We start from the raw sequence: 17,215 nt of genomic DNA, 5'->3' as shown, positions 1-17,215 counted from the left end.
ATTCTTGTGTTTGGCAATGGAGCCCACGAGAAGTGTGATGATGAGATCCAACTATGACCGACTATAAGCATACATTGAACTTGCCGGAGACTGATTTCCCGATGCGTGGAAATCTGGCCAAGCGTGAGCCTGAAATGCTCAAGCGCTGGTACGACCAGGGGCTTTACGAAGAGATTCGCAAGGTAACTGAAGGTCGTGACAAGTTCATTCTGCACGATGGCCCTCCTTACGCCAACGGCGATATTCACATCGGTCATGCGGTTAACAAAATCATCAAAGACATGATCATCAAGTCCAAAACTCTCAGTGGTTTTGACGCACCTTATGTTCCAGGTTGGGACTGTCACGGTCTGCCTATCGAGCACAAAGTAGAAGGCATGCTGGGTAAGGCGGGTGACAAGGTCGACTTCAAAACATTCCGCGCCAAGTGTCGTGAGTATGCTGCCAAGCAGGTTGATGGTCAGCGTGAAGACTTCAAACGCATGGGTATCCTGGGAACCTGGGATAAGCCTTACCTGACCATGGACTTCCAGACAGAAGCCGACATTATTCGTGCCCTGGGCAAGATCACCGATAACGGTCACCTGGTAAAAGGTTACAAGCCTGTTTACTGGAGTGTGGTGGGCGGTTCTGCTCTGGCGGAAGCGGAAGTGGAATACCAGGAAAAAACCTCTATCCAGATTGATGTGCGTTATGCCGCTCTGGATGAAGCTGATCTGCTTTCTGCCTTTAACTTTGAAGGTGAAGAGCACGGTGAAGGTGAAGTAGCCGTTGTTATCTGGACAACCACGCCCTGGACTCTGCCATCTTCCCAGGCGGTTACTCTGGGTGCAGAACTAGGTTATGCCCTGATCCAATGTGAAGTAAACGGCCAGCCAGCTCGACTGATTCTGGGTGAACAGTTGGTTGAATCTGCCATGCAGCGTTATGGCATAGAAGATTACACCATCATTGCCCGCACTCTGGGTGCAAGACTGGAAGGCAAGAAAGTTGCCCATCCTTTCTACAGTCGTGAGATTCCTCTGATTCTGGGTGATCACGTGACCACCGATGCAGGTACTGGCTGTGTACACACGGCACCTGACCACGGTGTGGATGACTTTAATGTCGGCAAAAAATACGGCATTGGCACTCTGAACTATCTGGACGATGCCGGTATCTACCGTAGCAATGTTGAGTTGTTTGCCGGTGAGCACGTTTATAAAGTCGATCCAAAGATTGTTGATGTGGTTGTCGAAAAAGGTCGTCTGCTGGCTCAGGACAAGATGGTGCACAGTTATCCACACTGCTGGAGAACCAAAACACCTCTGATTTTCCGTGCTACACCCCAGTGGTTCATCAGCATGGAAAAAGAAGGTCTGCTGGACACCGCCATGAAGTCTCTGGATACCGTGAAGTTTACGCCTGACTGGGGTCGTAACCGCATGGAATCCATGTTGGGTCAGAGCCCTGACTGGTGTATTTCCCGACAGCGTACCTGGGGTGTGCCCATTGCCTTGTTTATCCACAAGGAAACCGAAGAACTGCATCCAGAAACTTCAGCCCTGATCGAGAAGGTGGCGCAGAAAGTTGAGCAGGAAGGTATGGATGCCTGGTTTGATTTGTCACCAGCGGATCTGCTGTCTGCTGAAGATGCAGAAAACTATGTCAAAGTGACTGATACTCTGGATGTATGGTTCGACTCAGGTGTGACTCACGTCTCCGTACTGGATCGTCGTGACGGCCTGCGTTCACCGGCTGATATTTATGTAGAAGGTTCTGACCAGCATCGTGGCTGGTTCCAGTCCTCTCTGAAGACAGGTATTGCCACTAAAGGCGTGCCTCCTTATAAGCAGCTGCTGACCCATGGTTTCACAGTAGATGCTAATGGCCGCAAGATGTCCAAGTCTCTGGGGAATGTCATTGCGCCGCAGAAGGTATTCAAATCTTTGGGTGCTGATATTCTTCGCCTGTGGGTTTCTGCGACGGATTACACTGCAGAGATGACGGTTTCCGATGAAATCCTGAAGCGTACTGCAGACAGTTATCGTCGTATTCGAAATACAGCTCGCTTCCTGCTGTCTAATCTGAATGGTTTCAACCCTGAAACCGACAGCGTAGCCTGGGACGATATGCTGTCTCTGGATCGCTGGGCTGTGGATCGTGCCATGCGTCTGCAGGAAGAAGTGATTGAATCTTACGACAGCTATAACTTCCTGAACGTGTATCAGAAAGTGCATAACTTCTGTTCCCTGGATCTGGGTGGTTTCTATCTGGATATCATCAAGGATCGTCAGTACACAACCAAGTCAGACAGTTTGGCGCGTCGTAGCTGTCAGACTGCCATGTACCAGATCGTAGAAGCTTTTGCTCGCTGGATTGCGCCCATCACCAGCTTTACCGCTGATGAACTCTGGCAGGCTATGCCAGGCAAGCGCAGCCAGTCTGTGCTACTGGAAACCTGGTATGAAGGCTTAAAGAGTCTGGAAGGTGATGAGCTTGGTCGTGACTACTGGAATTCTGTCATGGCAGTAAAACATGCTGTCAACAAAGCCCTTGAAGATGCCCGTAAAGAAAGTGTCATCGGTGGTGGTCTTGAGGCAGAAGTCACATTATTCGCTAATGATGAGTTGCTGCAGGCACTGGCTAAGCTGGGTGATGAGCTGCGCTTTGTTCTGATTACCTCCAAGGCAGAACTGAAGCCTCTGGCTGAAGCTGCCGATTGTGTGGATACTGACGTGGAAGGATTGAAAGTAGCGGTTCGCAAGTCTGAACATGAGAAGTGTGATCGCTGCTGGCACCGTCGTGAAGACGTAGGCACCATTGAAGCTCACCCTACACTCTGTGGTCGTTGTGTGGAGAATGTCGATGGTGAAGGTGAAGTCAGACACTTTGCCTGATAGATCATCTTGAACCCTGAAATGCCCGACAACGTTCGGGCATTTTTTGTTGTGAATCATTTAAGACTCTTGATGTTTATGGGGGTATCGGGTGGAGTTGTTACTGGCAAAAGTAGTGGTCTCGGTAGCGGCGGTAATGGTTCTGTCGGTCATTGCTGAGCGAGTCAGCACCCGGATTGCGGGCGTTTTGTCAGGCTTTCCATTAGGGACCGCTATCACCATCTATTTTATTGGCCTGGATCAGGGGCCAGACTTTGTTGCAGAAGGGGCTTTTCATACCGGTTTGGGATTTGTTGCTTCTCTGATGCTGGTCATCAGCTGGTATCAGGTCAGTCAAAAGATTAAAAGAAGTTCGGTTGCTATAGCAGCAGTGATATCCACTTTGGTTTTTCTGCTTTCAGCGATGGTACTGAAGTTTGTCTCAGCCAACTTTGTGACTGCTCTCCTGCTGCCATTTTTAGCTATCTATCTGGCCATACAGTTCCTGACACCCATCAAGAATATAAAAATTGAAGGTCGTGCCCGATCAAGCTGGAAGTTGTTGCTTCTAAGAGCTGTTTTAGCAACTCTGATTGTTCTTGTTATTACAGGTGTGGCAGAAAGTGTAGGGCCGACCTGGTCGGGGCTCTTCAGTGCTTTTCCGGTCACGGTATTCCCGTTGTTACTGATTATTCATTTGAGCTACGGACCGCTCCATGTTCAGACGCTTATCAAGAACTTTCCTTTTGGCTTAGGTTCTTTGGTGCTTTATGCCTACTCAATTCACTGGAGCTATCCCGCATTGGGTATTGAATTTGGTACAATAGTCTCTCTTTTGGTGGCTGTGCTCTATATGCTGGTTCTGTATTTATGGACTACAAAGGCAAGCAGTCAGACAGTGGAAGGGTAAGGTTTTTTCGGTTATTGCCTTAGAACATTATCTTCTATTTCGGTTTGTTACCATATCGATATTTATGCGACTCGACATAAGATTTAGACTGGGACAGGCTAAAACAGTTTAAAACAGGGCCTCAATGGTATGAGAAACAAATCCTGGGGAATGCTCCACTGGTTGTGGATCAGCGGAGCGGTTCTGATTCTGGATCAGGTGGTTAAGCACCTTATAGTGGACAGCTTCTATCTTTATGAGCAGATGCCTGTCATTCCATCCTTTTTCTCACTGACTCTGGCCTATAATACCGGCGCTGCGTTCAGCTTTTTGAGTGATCAGGGGGGCTGGCAAAGGTGGTTCTTTGTTGGAGTAGCTTCAGTTGTCAGCCTTATGCTGGTTAGCTGGCTTATCCGCATGAAAAAAGAGGAAAGCTGGCAGGCATGCTCCATGGCGCTGATACTGGGTGGCGCAATGGGTAATCTCTATGATCGGGTCATGAATGGCTACGTCGTAGACTTTCTGCTGGTGTATTATGATCGCTGGTATTTCCCATCGTTCAATCTTGCGGATGTGGCAATCACCATTGGAGCTGGCATGCTGATTCTGGACATGTTCCGATCGCAACCAGCAAGCCAGAGCTGAGTATATTGGATTTTGAGGTGGGCTGATCATGGCCTGCCTCTGTCTGTGAATGGATTTTTCGAGAGCGGGTTTAGAAAAACAATGTCTGATGTTGTGGTAGGACCTGGCAAGCAGGTGACTCTGCACTTTGCCCTGAAACTGGAAGACGGGCAGGTGGTAGACAGCAACTTTGAGGGTCAGCCTGCTTCCTTTGTAGTAGGTGATGGTAACTTGCCTCAGGGCTTTGAACAGGTTATCTACGGGCTGACAGCTGGCGATCAGGGCAGCTACAGAATCCCTCCTGCAGGAGCTTTTGGTATGCCCAATCCTGAAAACATCAGAGAGTTTGCCAGAGACACTTTTTCTGGTGATATGGACCTGCAGGAAGGTCTGGTGGTGTCTTTTGCAGATGCGGCCAATTCAGAGCTGGCAGGTGTGGTAACAGGGCTTACAGAAAGCCATGTTGAGGTAGACTTCAACCACCCGCTGGCTGGCAAAGAGCTGCTGTTTGAGGTGAAAATTCTGAATATCACTCAAGTGGCTCAAACTCCAGAAGCTCATACACAAAGAGAGAGCACTGAGGCATGAAAATCAGGCTGGCAAATCCCCGGGGATTCTGTGCAGGCGTTGACCGGGCAATCGACATCGTCAATCGAGCTCTGGATGTATTTGGGCCGCCTATCTATGTGCGCCATGAAGTAGTTCACAATAAGTTTGTGGTTGAAAACCTCAAGGCGCGCGGTGCTGTTTTTGTCGAAGAGCTTCATCAGGTACCCGATGACGTTATTGTTATCTTCAGTGCTCACGGTGTTTCCAAGGCTGTGGAAGAAGAAGCCGATCGCCGAGGCCTGAAAGTGTTTGATGCATCCTGCCCGCTGGTCAAAAAAGTACATATGGAAGTCGTCCGCTATTCCCGTGATGGAATGGAGTGTGTGCTGATTGGTCATGATGGTCATCCGGAAGTGGAAGGCACCATGGGTCAGTACGATGCCTCTAAAGGCGGAACCATGTATCTGGTGGAAACGGAAGAAGATGTCCAAAAACTGGATGTTAGAAATCCGGAACATCTTGCTTATGTGACTCAGACAACGCTTTCAATGGACGACACTGCTAGAGTAATAGATGCTCTGAGAGTCAAGTTTCCAAAAATTCAGGGTCCGAGAAAAGACGATATCTGCTATGCCACACAGAACCGCCAGGATGCTGTAAAAGCTTTGGCCACAGAATGCGATGCAGTGTTTGTAGTGGGTTCTGTGAATAGCTCTAATTCCAATCGTCTGCGTGAACTGGCAGAAAGAACGGGTTCGTCAGCCTACTTGGTTGATGGTGCTGATGACATCAAGCCCGAATGGTTGGAAGGTAAACAAAGCCTTGGCATTACTGCAGGTGCATCGGCCCCGGAAGTCCTGGTTAAAGGCGTCATTAATCGTTTAATTGAACTGGGTGCAGATGAGCCGGAAGAGCTTGAAGGTGAAGAGGAAAATGTTGTCTTCACCATGCCCAAAGAGCTTCGTATCGTAGAAGCTTGAATCCCCCAAAAGCCCACGTCAGTGGGCTTTTTGTCATATTCGAATAATAAAATTTGTTGCACTGACTTACCCCTCTATCAACGCAGGAAGTTTTGCTATGACTTTTCAAACTGATCCCGCTATCAAACCAAGAATGATGGGAGCTGTGCCTGTTCTGGAAATTGAGAATCGTTTCGCGAAGGCTATGATTTCTTTGCAGGGTGGACAGGTAATGAGCTATCAGCCACAGGGTCAGGAAAAAGTACTATGGATGAGTCCGTTGGCGGATATGTCCGAGGGTAAGCCTATTCGTGGTGGGGTACCTGTCTGCTGGCCATGGTTTGGCCCTCGCAAAGAAGGTGGCCCTAACCATGGTTTTGCCCGCACTCAATTGTGGAAACTGGAGTTATCCGAAGCGCTTGAGAGTGGTGAAAGCAGAGTAGTGCTATCTCTACCTGTTGAAAGTATCCCTGAGTGGGATGGACAGGCAGCCCTGAGTATCGAAGTGATTGTGGGTGAAACTTTAAAAATCAGTCTGGCTTCCAAAAACACTGGAGAGAAAAAAGTAGAAATCAGTCAGGCTCTGCATACATACTTCACTGTCTCAAATACCGACTTGATCTGGGTTGAAGGCTTGGATGGAGAACATTACCTGGACGAAGCCGACGAAGGACGAGCCTGCATTCAAGAAGGCGATGTCACCATCAAGGGTGAAGTCGACAGAACCTACATTGATGACACGGAAACCTGCATCCTCCACGATCCAGGCTTAGGCAGAAAAATAACCATCAAAAAATCCGGCAGCAACGGAACAGTCGTCTGGAACCCAGGCCCGATCCGCGCAGAAAAAATGCATGATGTCCCAACAGACGACTACAAGTCCATGGTCTGTGTTGAAACCATGACGTTACCGCAGGTGCCTGTTGAGTTGGAATCTGGTGTAAGTCATACCATGACGGCTGAGATTTTTGTTGATTGATTTTTTTGGTTTTTTGAAGGGAGCCCTCAGCTTTGCTGAGGGCTTTTTTGTGACTAGTTCCAGGCGTTAGCTAGAGTACCTGTTCCAGCCCTTTGTCCAATAGAGGTAAGAGTTATTGTATCTCCAGCAGTTATACCAGAACCACCCGTAGCCGTGGCAGTTAAAGTATATGTCGCCCCTCCAGCAGGAACAGTTATCGTAAGGTTAAAGTTAGCCTGTCCTGTTTCAGGGCTTTGCCTGTGATATACCGTAGGTGCACCATTATTAGCACCTCCATCAGCTGCACCCAGATAAGAGCCGTTCTGAGCTCTATGCCTTTCCATAGCGTTAGCCAACCCAATCAGTGAAGCTCTTGCGTCTGTAGCAGCGGTATCCTGAACGTGTTGGTTATAACTGGGGATAGCTACAGCGGCTAAAACCCCAATGATTGCGATAACAATCATCATCTCTATCAGGGTAAAGCCTTCCGCATTATTGATTTTAATTTTCATGGCTATCTAACCTGTCTCCAGTAACTGCTGCCTTCAAAATCAGGGCAGCTGACTTCTTTCCCATCGGTTCCGTTAAACATTAGACAAGTCGAACCACCACCGGGAGTTTCACCGCCGGGAGTTCCACCACCAGGAGTTCCTCCACCAGGAGTTCCTCCACCAGGAGTTCCTCCACCAGGAGTTCCATCACCAGGAGTTCCACCGTCAGCCAATCGAATAAAAACAGAAGCATCCACTATACCGTTAGTATTGATTCTTCGACGTTCTATTATTTCTCCGTCCAGTTTGACTTCCCAAGAGTAACTTCGACCTGTTACTGCAGAGCACGTGTTGGTGGCGTCAGCCTCTGGGGTAAAGCTGCTGAAGTATATAGTGCTGTTATATATAGTTGGGTCACTCATTACTTTCTCATGAAGGCCAGGCAAGGTAGACATTTTTAAATACCAACCATTTTCTAGAGTGTCTGAGCCAGACGGTATTGAAGTAACGTAGTCACCATCAGAGTTTTGAGAGTATCCTACTTCCACTAAATCACTATTGTTGACGTCATACATCGTATGCGATGGAACTGATAACTTGGATTTATGATTGTCTGAACTGCCGTCAGGGCTGAAACTGGGGTTGTATAGCTCTTGACTGGTAATGAAGAAAAAACGATCCTCAGTATGTTGATTAATCCGCCCTAGAGGGTCTGAGCGTTTTCCACTGCCTATTGCAATACCGATATTCAAGCGACCATTTCTTCCAAAAGTGGTGATGTCTGGACGCGTGTAGAATTTACGTGCATTTTGAGATTGAGCTAAGGGTGATGTTCCCTGAACTGTTGGGTAGCCTAAATAGGCCATAACCCCATCGTCTGCATCCCAAGTTCCACTTCCATCTGAATCTGAAGGCCATACAAGGTTAGAGAGCTCGTTTCTTGAAGTAACTGCACAGTGATCATTGCTGTAATCCCCATTACTGTCCGAGATAGGAATACATTGATTTATGTACAGGCGCCAGAGCTGACCACCTGTATCACCAAAGAGTATCTGATCTGGATATCCATCTCCTTGTAAATCTGCAAGGCTTACACCACCAGGTATGCTGTACTGCATTTTATTTAACTGTAATGAAGAAGAACTGTCAGTGCTAGCCGACCAGAGTAGTTCCCCTGTAGATGCATTAACTATGTATAACGCATTTCCCATGGAGTCAGATTGATAGGTAGGAGAGCTATCTTGACTGTTGTCATAACCTCCCGAAAACACAAGAACATCCAGTACCTCTGTAAAGCTACTACTTAACTTTGTATCAGCAGAACTATTTGGTGTTTTCCCTATTCTTATTTGAGTTTTTATAGGCTTAGACCAGGTTTGACCGAGTCGGCTGAAGTCACCTTCACCTCCACGAATAAACCATAGCATTTTTGGATTACTTAGATCGGTAACATCCAGAGCATAGTAATTTCGTCCACCTCGTCGCATGCCAATATAGGCATATACAAACTCGCCAGGATTAAGAGTGTCTTCAGGTATTAGCTTTGTACTGCTATCGTTGTCATAGTCCAGCGTATCCGCTCCGCCATAGATGACACCGTTACCATTTTTATCATTCACCCATACAGTTATATCACCATCCAATCCATATGGGCGTCCTTGTTGGCCAACCACCCGGCTTGTTGACTCATTCTTTTCAAGGGTATCAAGAATCGGCAGTAACTCCTGAGGGATGTATGAGAAATACTCCATATTCAGTTCTTCACCGCTAGCAGGATTGGTGTCGAATGCATGGAACATTCCATCGTTACTACCGATAAATAGTGCCAGTTCTAGATTATCCTCACTGCATTGGAACAAGTTTTGTTCAGTTTGATTCCTGCAGCGATAGTTCACCAGCGCGGGAGTAGAATGGAGTGGATCCCCCATCCAGGTGTTAGGATTCCTGGCCCAGTTAATTAGATCATTTTTTCTGGATACATTATTGCTGCTAAGGCCAAACAAGTCTGGTGTTAAGGCTGTATTTGTAGTCTTTAAAAGCCTGTTATCTGAGGTTATTGATACAGCATTTCCAGCAGGACTGTTTCCTACGTAGGTGAAAATTTTTCTATCGTTGGCATTTTTTAGTCGGCTTGCAGCTCCACCCTGATCAACATTATTGCCATCTTGAGTAGCACTCCAGAAGCTTTGAGAGGATTCGTTGAAAAAGCCAGTGCTACTGTCAATAGCGGGTACAGCAGGTTCACTGCTATCGTGGATTTCAGTAACACCAGAAGTGCTGTTTTCCAGAAGTTGGTATTTTTTTAAATTACCAATCCATCGATCAGTGAGGGAAGGCTTGAATACGCTGTAAAAAATTTTATTCAGATGTTGGGATTGGTTAAATGAGTTAGCTGCTACACCTGGTGCCGCAAATGTACTCTCTTTCTCATTTATCTCATTAATGATTTTATTGAATGCATCTGACAGTTCTTGTGCATTTGATGGTGTATAGAAGCCACCTTCTCCTTCTGCAGCGATATCCTCCATGAAGCTTTTTGCAGTGTTATCAGCTTGGGTTGCAAAAGCTATAGTATGAGTTGTAACGTTATTTTTATCATCGATATTACTCTTGAGATCTGTATTTTCCAGCCAGTCTGAGAGAGTTCTTCCACATCTTTCCCCGTCAATATTACTGTCGTAATAGCAGTTTTCTCCAGTCAAACTAGCAATCCCGTTTACTGCAGATTGTGTATTACTGTTTGCTTGGCCATCAGTAAGCAAAACAAAATGATTAAACTGACAAGAGTTGACTATTGGGCTGTTGTTACCTCGAAAGTACTGAGCTGCCTCATAATAGGTGGGTACTATTGGTGTCCCTCCATCAGAGTACATATTGTTTACTAATGAGATCAGGTGATCCTTAACTTTATAACCGCTGCTTTGATCCACACCCCCAGATGCTACTTTTAATATAAGCCTTGCTGAGAACGTGGGGTTATCATCATGACTGACAAATATTCTCTCGCTTCCTGTCGTCATTTTTAAAAGCAATGTCAGGTTATTCCCAGCACTCCATCCATCTCTATCAATGACTTCCTCTATCACATCTTTGATATCAGGAGAACGATAGGTAGTGTACTGTTGCCAATCTTCGTTAATTGTCCAAGCTGTGGAGGCTGTAGTCCAAACTCCATTTCCAGAACGGTTGGTTATATTGCGATTTTGACTGGCTATAGCTAGTGAACTGTCTGTATCTTCAGCCCTGATCTCAATTGAGGCAGATCCATTTCGGTTATGACTTGCTGTTAACTCAAGGTGAGCACTAAGAATTGTAGCGTCTTTCCTAAGTTGAAGTCCGGGATAGTGTAAAGCAGCCATTCTTGAGGTGCTTACATATACAGAATTGTAGAGGTAGACTCTATTTCGATTACTACCGCTGAGCCTTTCATAAGCATCAAAATTGTTAGACTGTATACGGGTATTTATTATTTCATTTCTGCAGCCACCATTTGGTGATGGGGTATACTCAACAACAAGTCGGGCTTTTTTAGAAGTTTCTCCATCAAAGCTATGCGCTACCCTCTTGCCCTCTGGGCTATTTTCTTTTCTCTTAAGATAGAACGTAGCACTTTCATTCCCACACCAGTTACTATCATTGACTACTTGTTGAAAGAGAGAGGTTACATTAACACTATACTGATTTGGTGACTCTGGCGTCCCAATAGCCCATGGACCAGGAAGCCAATCTATCGGATCAAACATACTCCTGTTTGAGAGGTTTGAATCAGAATTTGAAAATGAGTTGTTATTATTATTCTCAGGTCTGCCTGCCTGAACTTCTATAGTAATTGGACTGTTATCATTTTCTGCTGCTGTAAACTGAAGTGAGGCACTTGAAATAGTAGATCCTTGTGGTACTCCAACAGTTTGGAAGCGAACACCTACCAGACTATCAATTTCTTGTGACTGGATTGAGTATTTTATATACAATTTAGGGTGTCTAGAAGAGGACGTGGAGCTATTATTTTTATATGCTTGTCGATCACCCTCTACAGTTTCAAAAAATAACGCGAGGTTGTTTAATTCTTCTTCAGGCGTCCAGTTTAGACTTGAGTCATCTACAACGGCCTGAATGATTGCGCTGATATCAACAGTATCGTAGCTTGTATCATTTGACCATTGCTCGATATTCCAAGTAACTGAATTTGTCTTATTTCTACTACTAAGAACTACTTGATCAAGAGGTTGGGCACTTTTAGATTTTTCTGCACTGATACTTACTGTCGCAGCCTGATGGTTCGTTTCTGCTGCTCGAAAGATAATCTTTGCTTCTTCAATCGTTGCTGTAGATGGAATACCCAGATTTCTAAAATAAAGAGCATTAGTTTGATAACCATATTCAGGATGCTGGTACATTGATAAGTAACTAGTGTTATACCAGAAGTGTCCGCTGTTTGTGACCCCCTCAGCATTATCAACAGGAAACTGTATAGTTGAGTTAATCTCCTGGCTGGATGTGCCAGGTATTTCTGTTAGTCCAATAGTCAGTTTTTCTGATGTTGTGTTAACGCTCTGTTCTGATAAAGATTCTTGCGCATCGTCATTGGATTCAAGCAGTGTAGGTGTACCATCTAGCAAAATATTACTGCCATATGGTGAGTCAATGTCAGTAACTGGAAAGGTTAGTCGTGAAGATTCACCACTTCGTGCATGAAGTTTCATCAAGCCAGCATTAATATTGGATGCATTTCCAAGAATATCTGAAAATGACTCTTGCATTACATCCATCCTGGAATCTTCTCCATTCTGGGCATCGCTATTCCGTGTTAACGCCCAGTTCATCGATCCAGAATTATCAAGAACAAAGAGAACATTTGGTTTGATTGAGCTATCGTAATTTGGGTTGCTCAGAAAAATATCGGTATCGTCACTCCATGTTGCAGTGCTTGAAGTGAGTAAAATAGATGTAAGCAGTGTTACATTAATTGATCTAAATTTCATAAGGCTGTTTCCGTTAATCCAGTACCGCTTTAACAAAACCAGCCTCAAGATCTGTGACTGTATTCGCATTATTCATAGTTGCATTGCTTTCTGTTCTGAATCGATAGAGCTTGAGTCCATCCGAGCGCAAACTTTGACCTTGAACGATACCGACTTGTCTAGTAGTTGCCTGAGCTGTGACTTGAGAACCAGAGGTATCGGTAAAAGTGAATGTTTCCGTGTATCCGTCCACTCTTGCTTGGTCAATGGCAAACTTGAAGTTCATTGCATTTTCATTTTGGCTTAAGCCACTTTCAGCAGCCTGGAACGTTGTATTCTTTTGTTGCACTGTCAGTGAAATGCGTTGATCTAGAGTGGCATAGCGTACTGAACCAATTGCAATAACAGTAACTAGTAATAAAATAATCAAAGAGATGAATAAGATTGCACCTCTTTCAGAGTTTGAGGGGGCTATATTACTCATCGAGTTATCCTCGGTTTCTTAAATTTATTGTTGTTGTAAAAACCCTTCTGAGGAGTCTGTCATTAGCAATGAATTGATTGTTAGCATTTGCAGTATTGAGAATAGGGAAAGTTTGCTGAGTAGGTTGGGGGTGCACTGCTAATCTGGATACAGATATGAGACTGATCCTGATTTTCCTCAGGTTCTGCCACTGACAGTCACCAGCAGCATTACCAAAGTCATCGATATCACAGTATCTAAGACCGTTGTTGAAAATTACACCATACAGTACCTGCATATTTTCGATACCGTCGACCATGTCCACGCCATCCCGGCGCAGGGTGGTACCATTGATATCGTATACTAGGCCTTGAGGGACACCACCCACCATGCTGCCTACTCGGTATAAAGGGTGTCTCTGGCTACATGGTGTTCCTGGGGAGCATGTAGCTTGAATAACAAAATCACTAGTATCTATATTTTGTTGTGATCTGATTTGTTGTGTATTTGCACCAGCACCTGCAGGGGTGAAAATAGCGACGTTTTGGCAGTCAGATATCAGGAAGATATCATTAGCAGCGTAGGAAACAGGGTTGTCTAGTGTAATGTTGCCAGCATTTGAAAAATTGGTGATTTCAGCATTAGCAAAATCCTCAGATGCTGTGAACATCATCAGTGAATCGCTTGTTGTTCCATTCCCTTCAATTCCACCTAAGGCTTGAGAAGCAAAATTAAGAACAGAGTTCTCCATAGCGTTCATAGTCGCAGGAGCACAGTCTCCTTGAAACCCCACCATCCTGATATCACGCTTTATCATATCCATAGCTATACGAGCACTCTCTCTGATTTCGGAAAGAGCAGTTTCTGTGGCATTTGAATTTAATGAGTCGGCAAACATTCTTGTTACTCCCAGCATTAGTAATGCGCTGAGAGCAATGGCTACCATTAGCTCAACAAGGCTTAGGCCCAACTGTTTTGAGTTGTACATCTTCATATTTCAAAACCCATTTCGTAGCTTCTTTGTAATAGGTTTCTTGAGCCACTATCAGATTCCTGCCAGTTGATTGTCAGAGTAAATTCATTGTTGTTTTGAGTTAGAGAAGCAGTTGCGCCGGCAATTGAGGGTTGCCAGTTATTGCCGTCGATTCCTATGTTATTAACATCAACAATATGGTCTAGCCATTCTCTTACATCATGGGCAGCAAGCTGGGCTGCGTTACACCCTGCAGCAATGCAATTCGGGTCATTAGGAGCAGCCAGTTGCCCAGTGCCATAGTCGCCGTTCAATGCAGCATTTCTGTTATTTCTCATTCTTTCTGCAAGGTCATATGCTAAAAGAGCTGCCTGTGTTCGCGAGGCAGCTCCTTGAGATGATTGACTACCCAGCAGTTGAAGGCTGGCCATACCAAGAAGGCCAATTGCAAGAACCAGAACGGCCACAAGAATTTCTATGAGGGTAAATCCCTGCATCCGATTTGAGGAAAATTTATTTTTAGTCATTGAATCCTCGCTTGTCCGGAACCATTTAACTGGATCGATCCACAGAAAGCGGCACCTCTTGCATCGCATACTGTCAGTAGCAGAGGTAGGTTAAGTTGCCCATTTCGATCAAAATCAACCCGTGCTACATTGACTTGATTACCTCCTTCAAGAGGGGTAAATGTCTGAAGAACATTAGCTCCGTCGAGCACAATGAATCCTGTAGACCAGTCTGCACTATTGCACGCAGCCTGATTATTCGAACCACAGACGGTAATAGCCGTATTTCTTGCTGAAGCTTCACTTCTGGCCAGATGAAGAGCCCCAAGAATCCGATTAGTCTGCGAAGTAATCCTGCTGTTTTGGATAGACGCGTCAAAACTGGGGTAGGCAATACTGGCCAGAATGGCGAGTATTGCTACAGTGATCATCAGCTCTATCAATGTAAAGCCGTTATGTTTAGATGGAACCTGAACATCCATGAGAGAGTAATTCTTGTTCTATTTATCTGTTCTTTTTATATGCCACAGGCATTGTGCTGCTTCTTTGCATGGCAGAGTTGAACACAAAGTATTTTCAGTTGGCAGTTGATACCGATAACCGGTAACTCATCCGGATAAGCTGCGGTAAATACCTGTTTTTATGTGATATTTCTCATTCTTTTATCCCTGAAAAATCAAGGGTTTTTGCCATTAGTCGGTTGAAGTGATCTTGCTATCTGTCAATGGGGTGGAGCTTTTCGGGTTCGGAAACAAGAGCAGCTAGAGTGCTGTAAGAAGTTGAGGAAATGCCTCTCTTCAAGCTCAGGTGCAGGGAACTGATTATGGTGTTCGGATCCGGTCAAAAGCGGATGAGCAGCTCAGGGATGACGCTTCCAGAAATGCTGATCACACTGTCTGTTTTTGCAATTCTTATCGCTATTGCAGCTCCCTCTTTGAAAGATTTAGTCGCAGATCGCCGGGTGGCGGCCAATACCCAGGAGTTATTTGGCAGCATGTTACTGGCGCGCAGCGAAGCTATTAAGCGACAGAGTCCTGTTTCTATCTGCAAATCAAGTAATGGAACCGGGTGTGACAACTCACTGACAAACTGGAACACCGGCTGGTTGGTGTTTGAAGATGAAGATGCTGATGGAACTCTGGAATCCGGTGATCAGTTAATCAGGGTCTTTGATGGTGCTGATGCCTTGGTGTCCATGCTGTGGAACAATGGCAACACGGTTGGATTTAACCATCAGGGGCAGGCGCGGCAGGCAGGAACTTTTACATTGTGTGAAGCTAATTCCAGTGGGTTTGAAGTCAGGCAGATTGTGCTGAGCCTCACTGGACGGGCAAGAGTCTCTGAGTCCGGCACATGTAATTAAGAGCAGGTTTTGACAAGCAGTGAGGTGCGTATGAAAGGAAGTACACGCAGCCTGGTAAAGCAAATGCCCATAGCCAGTAAAAAACATCACAAAGGCGTTGGCCTTATTGAGGTGATGGTGGCCCTGCTGGTGATTTCTGTTGGTGTGCTGGGTATGGCTGGCTTGCAAACCAAGAGCCTTCAACAGAATCAATTCTCTTATCTCCGTTCGCAGGCAGTGATCATTGTAAACGACATGATGGACAGGATTCGGGCAAACAGAACGGTTGCAGCCAGTGGCAGTGAATATGTCGTCAATGAAACCCAGCATGTGGCCACAGGCTGTACCACGAATGATTTTGTGAATAGTTGTGAATCGGGAACCTGCAGTGAGTCTCAGCTGGCTACTTATGACTTACAGCAATGGAAGTTTCAGATGGCCTGTCAGCTGCCTGATGCTACTGGATCTATCGCCATTGAGAACACAACTTCAGGTCGAGTCTACGTAATTACTCTGAAATTTAATGATTCCCATGGTGCCCAGGCAGCACGTGAAGTTGTGCTAAGGAGTGCCTTATGAGAATAGGGGGTATTAGACAGGCTGGCCTTTCATTGGTCGAGATGATGGTCGCCATGCTGTTAGGTTTGATTCTTATAGCAGGTATTGGGCACCTCTTTCTCAGTGCCAATCGTACTTACATGTTACAGGATGAACTTTCCCGAATTCAGGAGAATGCCCGCTTTGCTATTGATCTGATCGCCCGTGATATTCGTATGGCTGCTTCAACGGGTTGCCCCTTCAGCTCAGAACTTGCGAATGCAGTATATTCAGCAACGGACGACAGAGTTTGGATGGCTCATTTCGACAAGGGCATTCTGGGTATTCCCTTGGTAAACAAATCCCGAATTGATACTAACGCTATTTCCGAAAGCATCGTGATTCATCGAATAGATCAGGAAAACAGTTTTACTGTGGCCAGCCATAATACTGGCACGGCCAGAATGACTCTTTCAGCTCCTCATGGGTTTAATCAGGGTGATCTACTTGCAGCTGTCAGGTCAGATTGTCAGGGAGTTTCGGTATTCAAGGCAGGTGCTAATACCACCGGTTCGACGGTTTCCCATGAGTCTGCTTCAAGTGGCACATTGTATAACTGCACCAGTCAGCTAGGAGGGACATACAACTGCCTGACATCAGGTGCAGACGCGAAGGTTGAGAATCACACCGGTTCACAAATATATCCCTTGTCGTCAGTTGCCTATTACCTGCGAGAGAGTAACGGCGTTCCCAATCTTTATCGAAGATTTTCAGGCGAAATGTCATCGGGCGCTATTAATTCAGCTGAAGCCCTTCTTGAAGGCGTTGAAGGTTTAAATCTGCTCTATGGCTATGACAGTGATGCCGATGGAATAGCTAATCAGTATCGAACAGCAGCAGATATAGGCTTGTTCAGTATGGAATGGCGAAATGTGACCAGTGTCAGAATGGAGTTGCTGGTTCGCAGCTTTCAGGAAGTCACTGATATTCCACAGTCATACTTTTTTGCCGGTAATCGAATTACCCCCACCGATAATTTTTTACGCAGAACTTTTGTGATGACCATGGAGCTTCGGAATCGAATTCCGCAGTAAGGGGAGGCTAT

The 17,215-nt window shown here is 45.6% G+C and carries 15 protein-coding genes; 9 read left to right on the top strand and 6 right to left on the bottom strand.

All coding sequences use genetic code 11. The features are described 5' to 3' along the window. Positions 1-53: 53 nt before the first annotated feature. The 6 genes from ileS (at position 54) to WG89_RS18315 (ending at position 6,858) form a co-directional block, all read left to right on the top strand. On the top strand, positions 54-2,879 hold the full coding sequence (gene ileS, locus WG89_RS18340) for an isoleucine--tRNA ligase (RefSeq protein ID WP_062268586.1): 2,826 nt from the start codon (positions 54-56) through the stop codon (positions 2,877-2,879). A 91-nt stretch (positions 2,880-2,970) separates the two neighbouring features. Next, positions 2,971-3,768: a hypothetical protein gene (locus WG89_RS18335; RefSeq protein WP_153301674.1), complete on the top strand. Its 798-nt coding sequence runs from the start codon at positions 2,971-2,973 to the stop codon at positions 3,766-3,768. A gap of 129 nt (positions 3,769-3,897) precedes the next feature. Then, positions 3,898-4,392: a signal peptidase II gene (gene lspA / locus WG89_RS18330; protein ID WP_062268584.1), complete on the top strand. Its 495-nt coding sequence runs from the start codon at positions 3,898-3,900 to the stop codon at positions 4,390-4,392. 81 nt (positions 4,393-4,473) lie between these two features. Beyond that, positions 4,474-4,959, top strand: coding sequence for an FKBP-type peptidyl-prolyl cis-trans isomerase (locus WG89_RS18325; RefSeq protein WP_062268583.1), 486 nt, complete (start codon positions 4,474-4,476; stop codon positions 4,957-4,959). Beyond that, the gene (ispH, locus tag WG89_RS18320; RefSeq protein WP_062268582.1) at positions 4,956-5,900 is read left to right on the top strand and encodes a 4-hydroxy-3-methylbut-2-enyl diphosphate reductase; all 945 of its coding nucleotides are present in this window, start codon (positions 4,956-4,958) and stop codon (positions 5,898-5,900) included. The genes WG89_RS18325 and ispH overlap by 4 nt, the downstream gene beginning before the upstream one ends. Before the next feature lie 97 nt (positions 5,901-5,997). Beyond that, positions 5,998-6,858, top strand: a complete 861-nt coding sequence (locus tag WG89_RS18315; RefSeq protein ID WP_062268581.1) for a D-hexose-6-phosphate mutarotase — start codon at positions 5,998-6,000, stop codon at positions 6,856-6,858. 53 nt (positions 6,859-6,911) lie between these two features. Here WG89_RS18315 and WG89_RS18310 read toward each other — a convergent pair whose 3' ends face one another. Genes WG89_RS18310 through WG89_RS18285 form a run of 6 tightly spaced genes read right to left on the bottom strand, consistent with a single transcriptional unit; the run spans position 6,912 to position 14,713 of the window. Then, positions 6,912-7,349 carry a type IV pilin protein gene (locus WG89_RS18310; RefSeq protein WP_062268580.1) on the bottom strand — a complete coding sequence of 146 codons (438 nt, stop codon included), beginning with the start codon at positions 7,347-7,349 and terminating at the stop codon, positions 6,912-6,914. A 2-nt stretch (positions 7,350-7,351) separates the two neighbouring features. Next, positions 7,352-12,310 carry a pilus assembly protein gene (locus WG89_RS18305; RefSeq protein WP_172806860.1) on the bottom strand — a complete coding sequence of 1,653 codons (4,959 nt, stop codon included), beginning with the start codon at positions 12,308-12,310 and terminating at the stop codon, positions 7,352-7,354. A gap of 13 nt (positions 12,311-12,323) precedes the next feature. Beyond that, complete coding sequence (locus WG89_RS18300; RefSeq protein ID WP_062268578.1) at positions 12,324-12,773, bottom strand: PilX N-terminal domain-containing pilus assembly protein; 450 nt, start codon at positions 12,771-12,773, stop codon at positions 12,324-12,326. 4 nt (positions 12,774-12,777) lie between these two features. Then, complete coding sequence (locus tag WG89_RS18295) at positions 12,778-13,746, bottom strand: PilW family protein (protein WP_062268577.1); 969 nt, start codon at positions 13,744-13,746, stop codon at positions 12,778-12,780. Further along, a complete protein-coding gene (gene pilV, locus WG89_RS18290) occupies positions 13,743-14,252 on the bottom strand; it encodes a type IV pilus modification protein PilV (protein ID WP_062268576.1) in 510 nt (169 codons plus the stop codon). The genes WG89_RS18295 and pilV (WG89_RS18290) overlap by 4 nt, the downstream gene beginning before the upstream one ends. Beyond that, a complete protein-coding gene (locus tag WG89_RS18285; protein WP_062268575.1) occupies positions 14,249-14,713 on the bottom strand; it encodes a GspH/FimT family pseudopilin in 465 nt (154 codons plus the stop codon). Before WG89_RS18285 ends, pilV (WG89_RS18290) begins: the two co-directional genes overlap by 4 nt. 341 nt (positions 14,714-15,054) lie before the next feature. Between WG89_RS18285 and WG89_RS18280 the strand changes: the two genes are divergently transcribed. The 3 genes from WG89_RS18280 to WG89_RS18270 are packed head-to-tail and all read left to right on the top strand — an operon-like array spanning position 15,055 to position 17,204. Next, a complete protein-coding gene (locus WG89_RS18280; RefSeq protein ID WP_172806861.1) occupies positions 15,055-15,594 on the top strand; it encodes a GspH/FimT family pseudopilin in 540 nt (179 codons plus the stop codon). Positions 15,595-15,624: 30 nt separating this feature from the next. Continuing rightward, a complete protein-coding gene (gene pilV / locus WG89_RS18275) occupies positions 15,625-16,152 on the top strand; it encodes a type IV pilus modification protein PilV (protein WP_062268573.1) in 528 nt (175 codons plus the stop codon). Then, entirely contained in the window at positions 16,149-17,204 is a 1,056-nt protein-coding gene (locus tag WG89_RS18270; RefSeq protein ID WP_062268572.1) for a PilW family protein, read from the top strand. The genes pilV (WG89_RS18275) and WG89_RS18270 overlap by 4 nt, the downstream gene beginning before the upstream one ends. The last annotated feature ends 11 nt before the right edge of the window (positions 17,205-17,215 follow it).

This window comes from Endozoicomonas arenosclerae (genome assembly GCF_001562015.1).
Classification (GTDB): Bacteria; Pseudomonadota; Gammaproteobacteria; order Pseudomonadales; family Endozoicomonadaceae; genus Endozoicomonas_A; species Endozoicomonas_A arenosclerae.
Note: the sequence above shows the minus strand (reverse complement) of the source record. Positions and strands in the feature narration are given on the sequence as shown.

Excerpts from the sequence above, each read along its gene's own strand:
- WG89_RS18310 (WP_062268580.1), bottom strand. The coding sequence starts at position 7,349 with ATGAAAATTAAAATCAATAATGCGGAAGGCTTTACCCTGATAGAGATG.
- WG89_RS18285 (WP_062268575.1), bottom strand. The coding sequence starts at position 14,713 with ATGGATGTTCAGGTTCCATCTAAACATAACGGCTTTACATTGATAGAG.
- ileS (WP_062268586.1), top strand. The coding sequence starts at position 54 with ATGACCGACTATAAGCATACATTGAACTTGCCGGAGACTGATTTCCCG.
- pilV (WP_062268573.1), top strand. The coding sequence starts at position 15,625 with ATGAAAGGAAGTACACGCAGCCTGGTAAAGCAAATGCCCATAGCCAGT.
- lspA (WP_062268584.1), top strand. The coding sequence starts at position 3,898 with ATGAGAAACAAATCCTGGGGAATGCTCCACTGGTTGTGGATCAGCGGA.
- WG89_RS18280 (WP_172806861.1), top strand. The coding sequence starts at position 15,055 with ATGGTGTTCGGATCCGGTCAAAAGCGGATGAGCAGCTCAGGGATGACG.
- WG89_RS18295 (WP_062268577.1), bottom strand. The coding sequence starts at position 13,746 with ATGAAGATGTACAACTCAAAACAGTTGGGCCTAAGCCTTGTTGAGCTA.
- pilV (WP_062268576.1), bottom strand. The coding sequence starts at position 14,252 with ATGACTAAAAATAAATTTTCCTCAAATCGGATGCAGGGATTTACCCTC.
- WG89_RS18270 (WP_062268572.1), top strand. The coding sequence starts at position 16,149 with ATGAGAATAGGGGGTATTAGACAGGCTGGCCTTTCATTGGTCGAGATG.
- WG89_RS18315 (WP_062268581.1), top strand. The coding sequence starts at position 5,998 with ATGACTTTTCAAACTGATCCCGCTATCAAACCAAGAATGATGGGAGCT.
- ispH (WP_062268582.1), top strand. The coding sequence starts at position 4,956 with ATGAAAATCAGGCTGGCAAATCCCCGGGGATTCTGTGCAGGCGTTGAC.
- WG89_RS18305 (WP_172806860.1), bottom strand. The coding sequence starts at position 12,310 with ATGAAATTTAGATCAATTAATGTAACACTGCTTACATCTATTTTACTC.
- WG89_RS18325 (WP_062268583.1), top strand. The coding sequence starts at position 4,474 with ATGTCTGATGTTGTGGTAGGACCTGGCAAGCAGGTGACTCTGCACTTT.
- WG89_RS18300 (WP_062268578.1), bottom strand. The coding sequence starts at position 12,773 with ATGAGTAATATAGCCCCCTCAAACTCTGAAAGAGGTGCAATCTTATTC.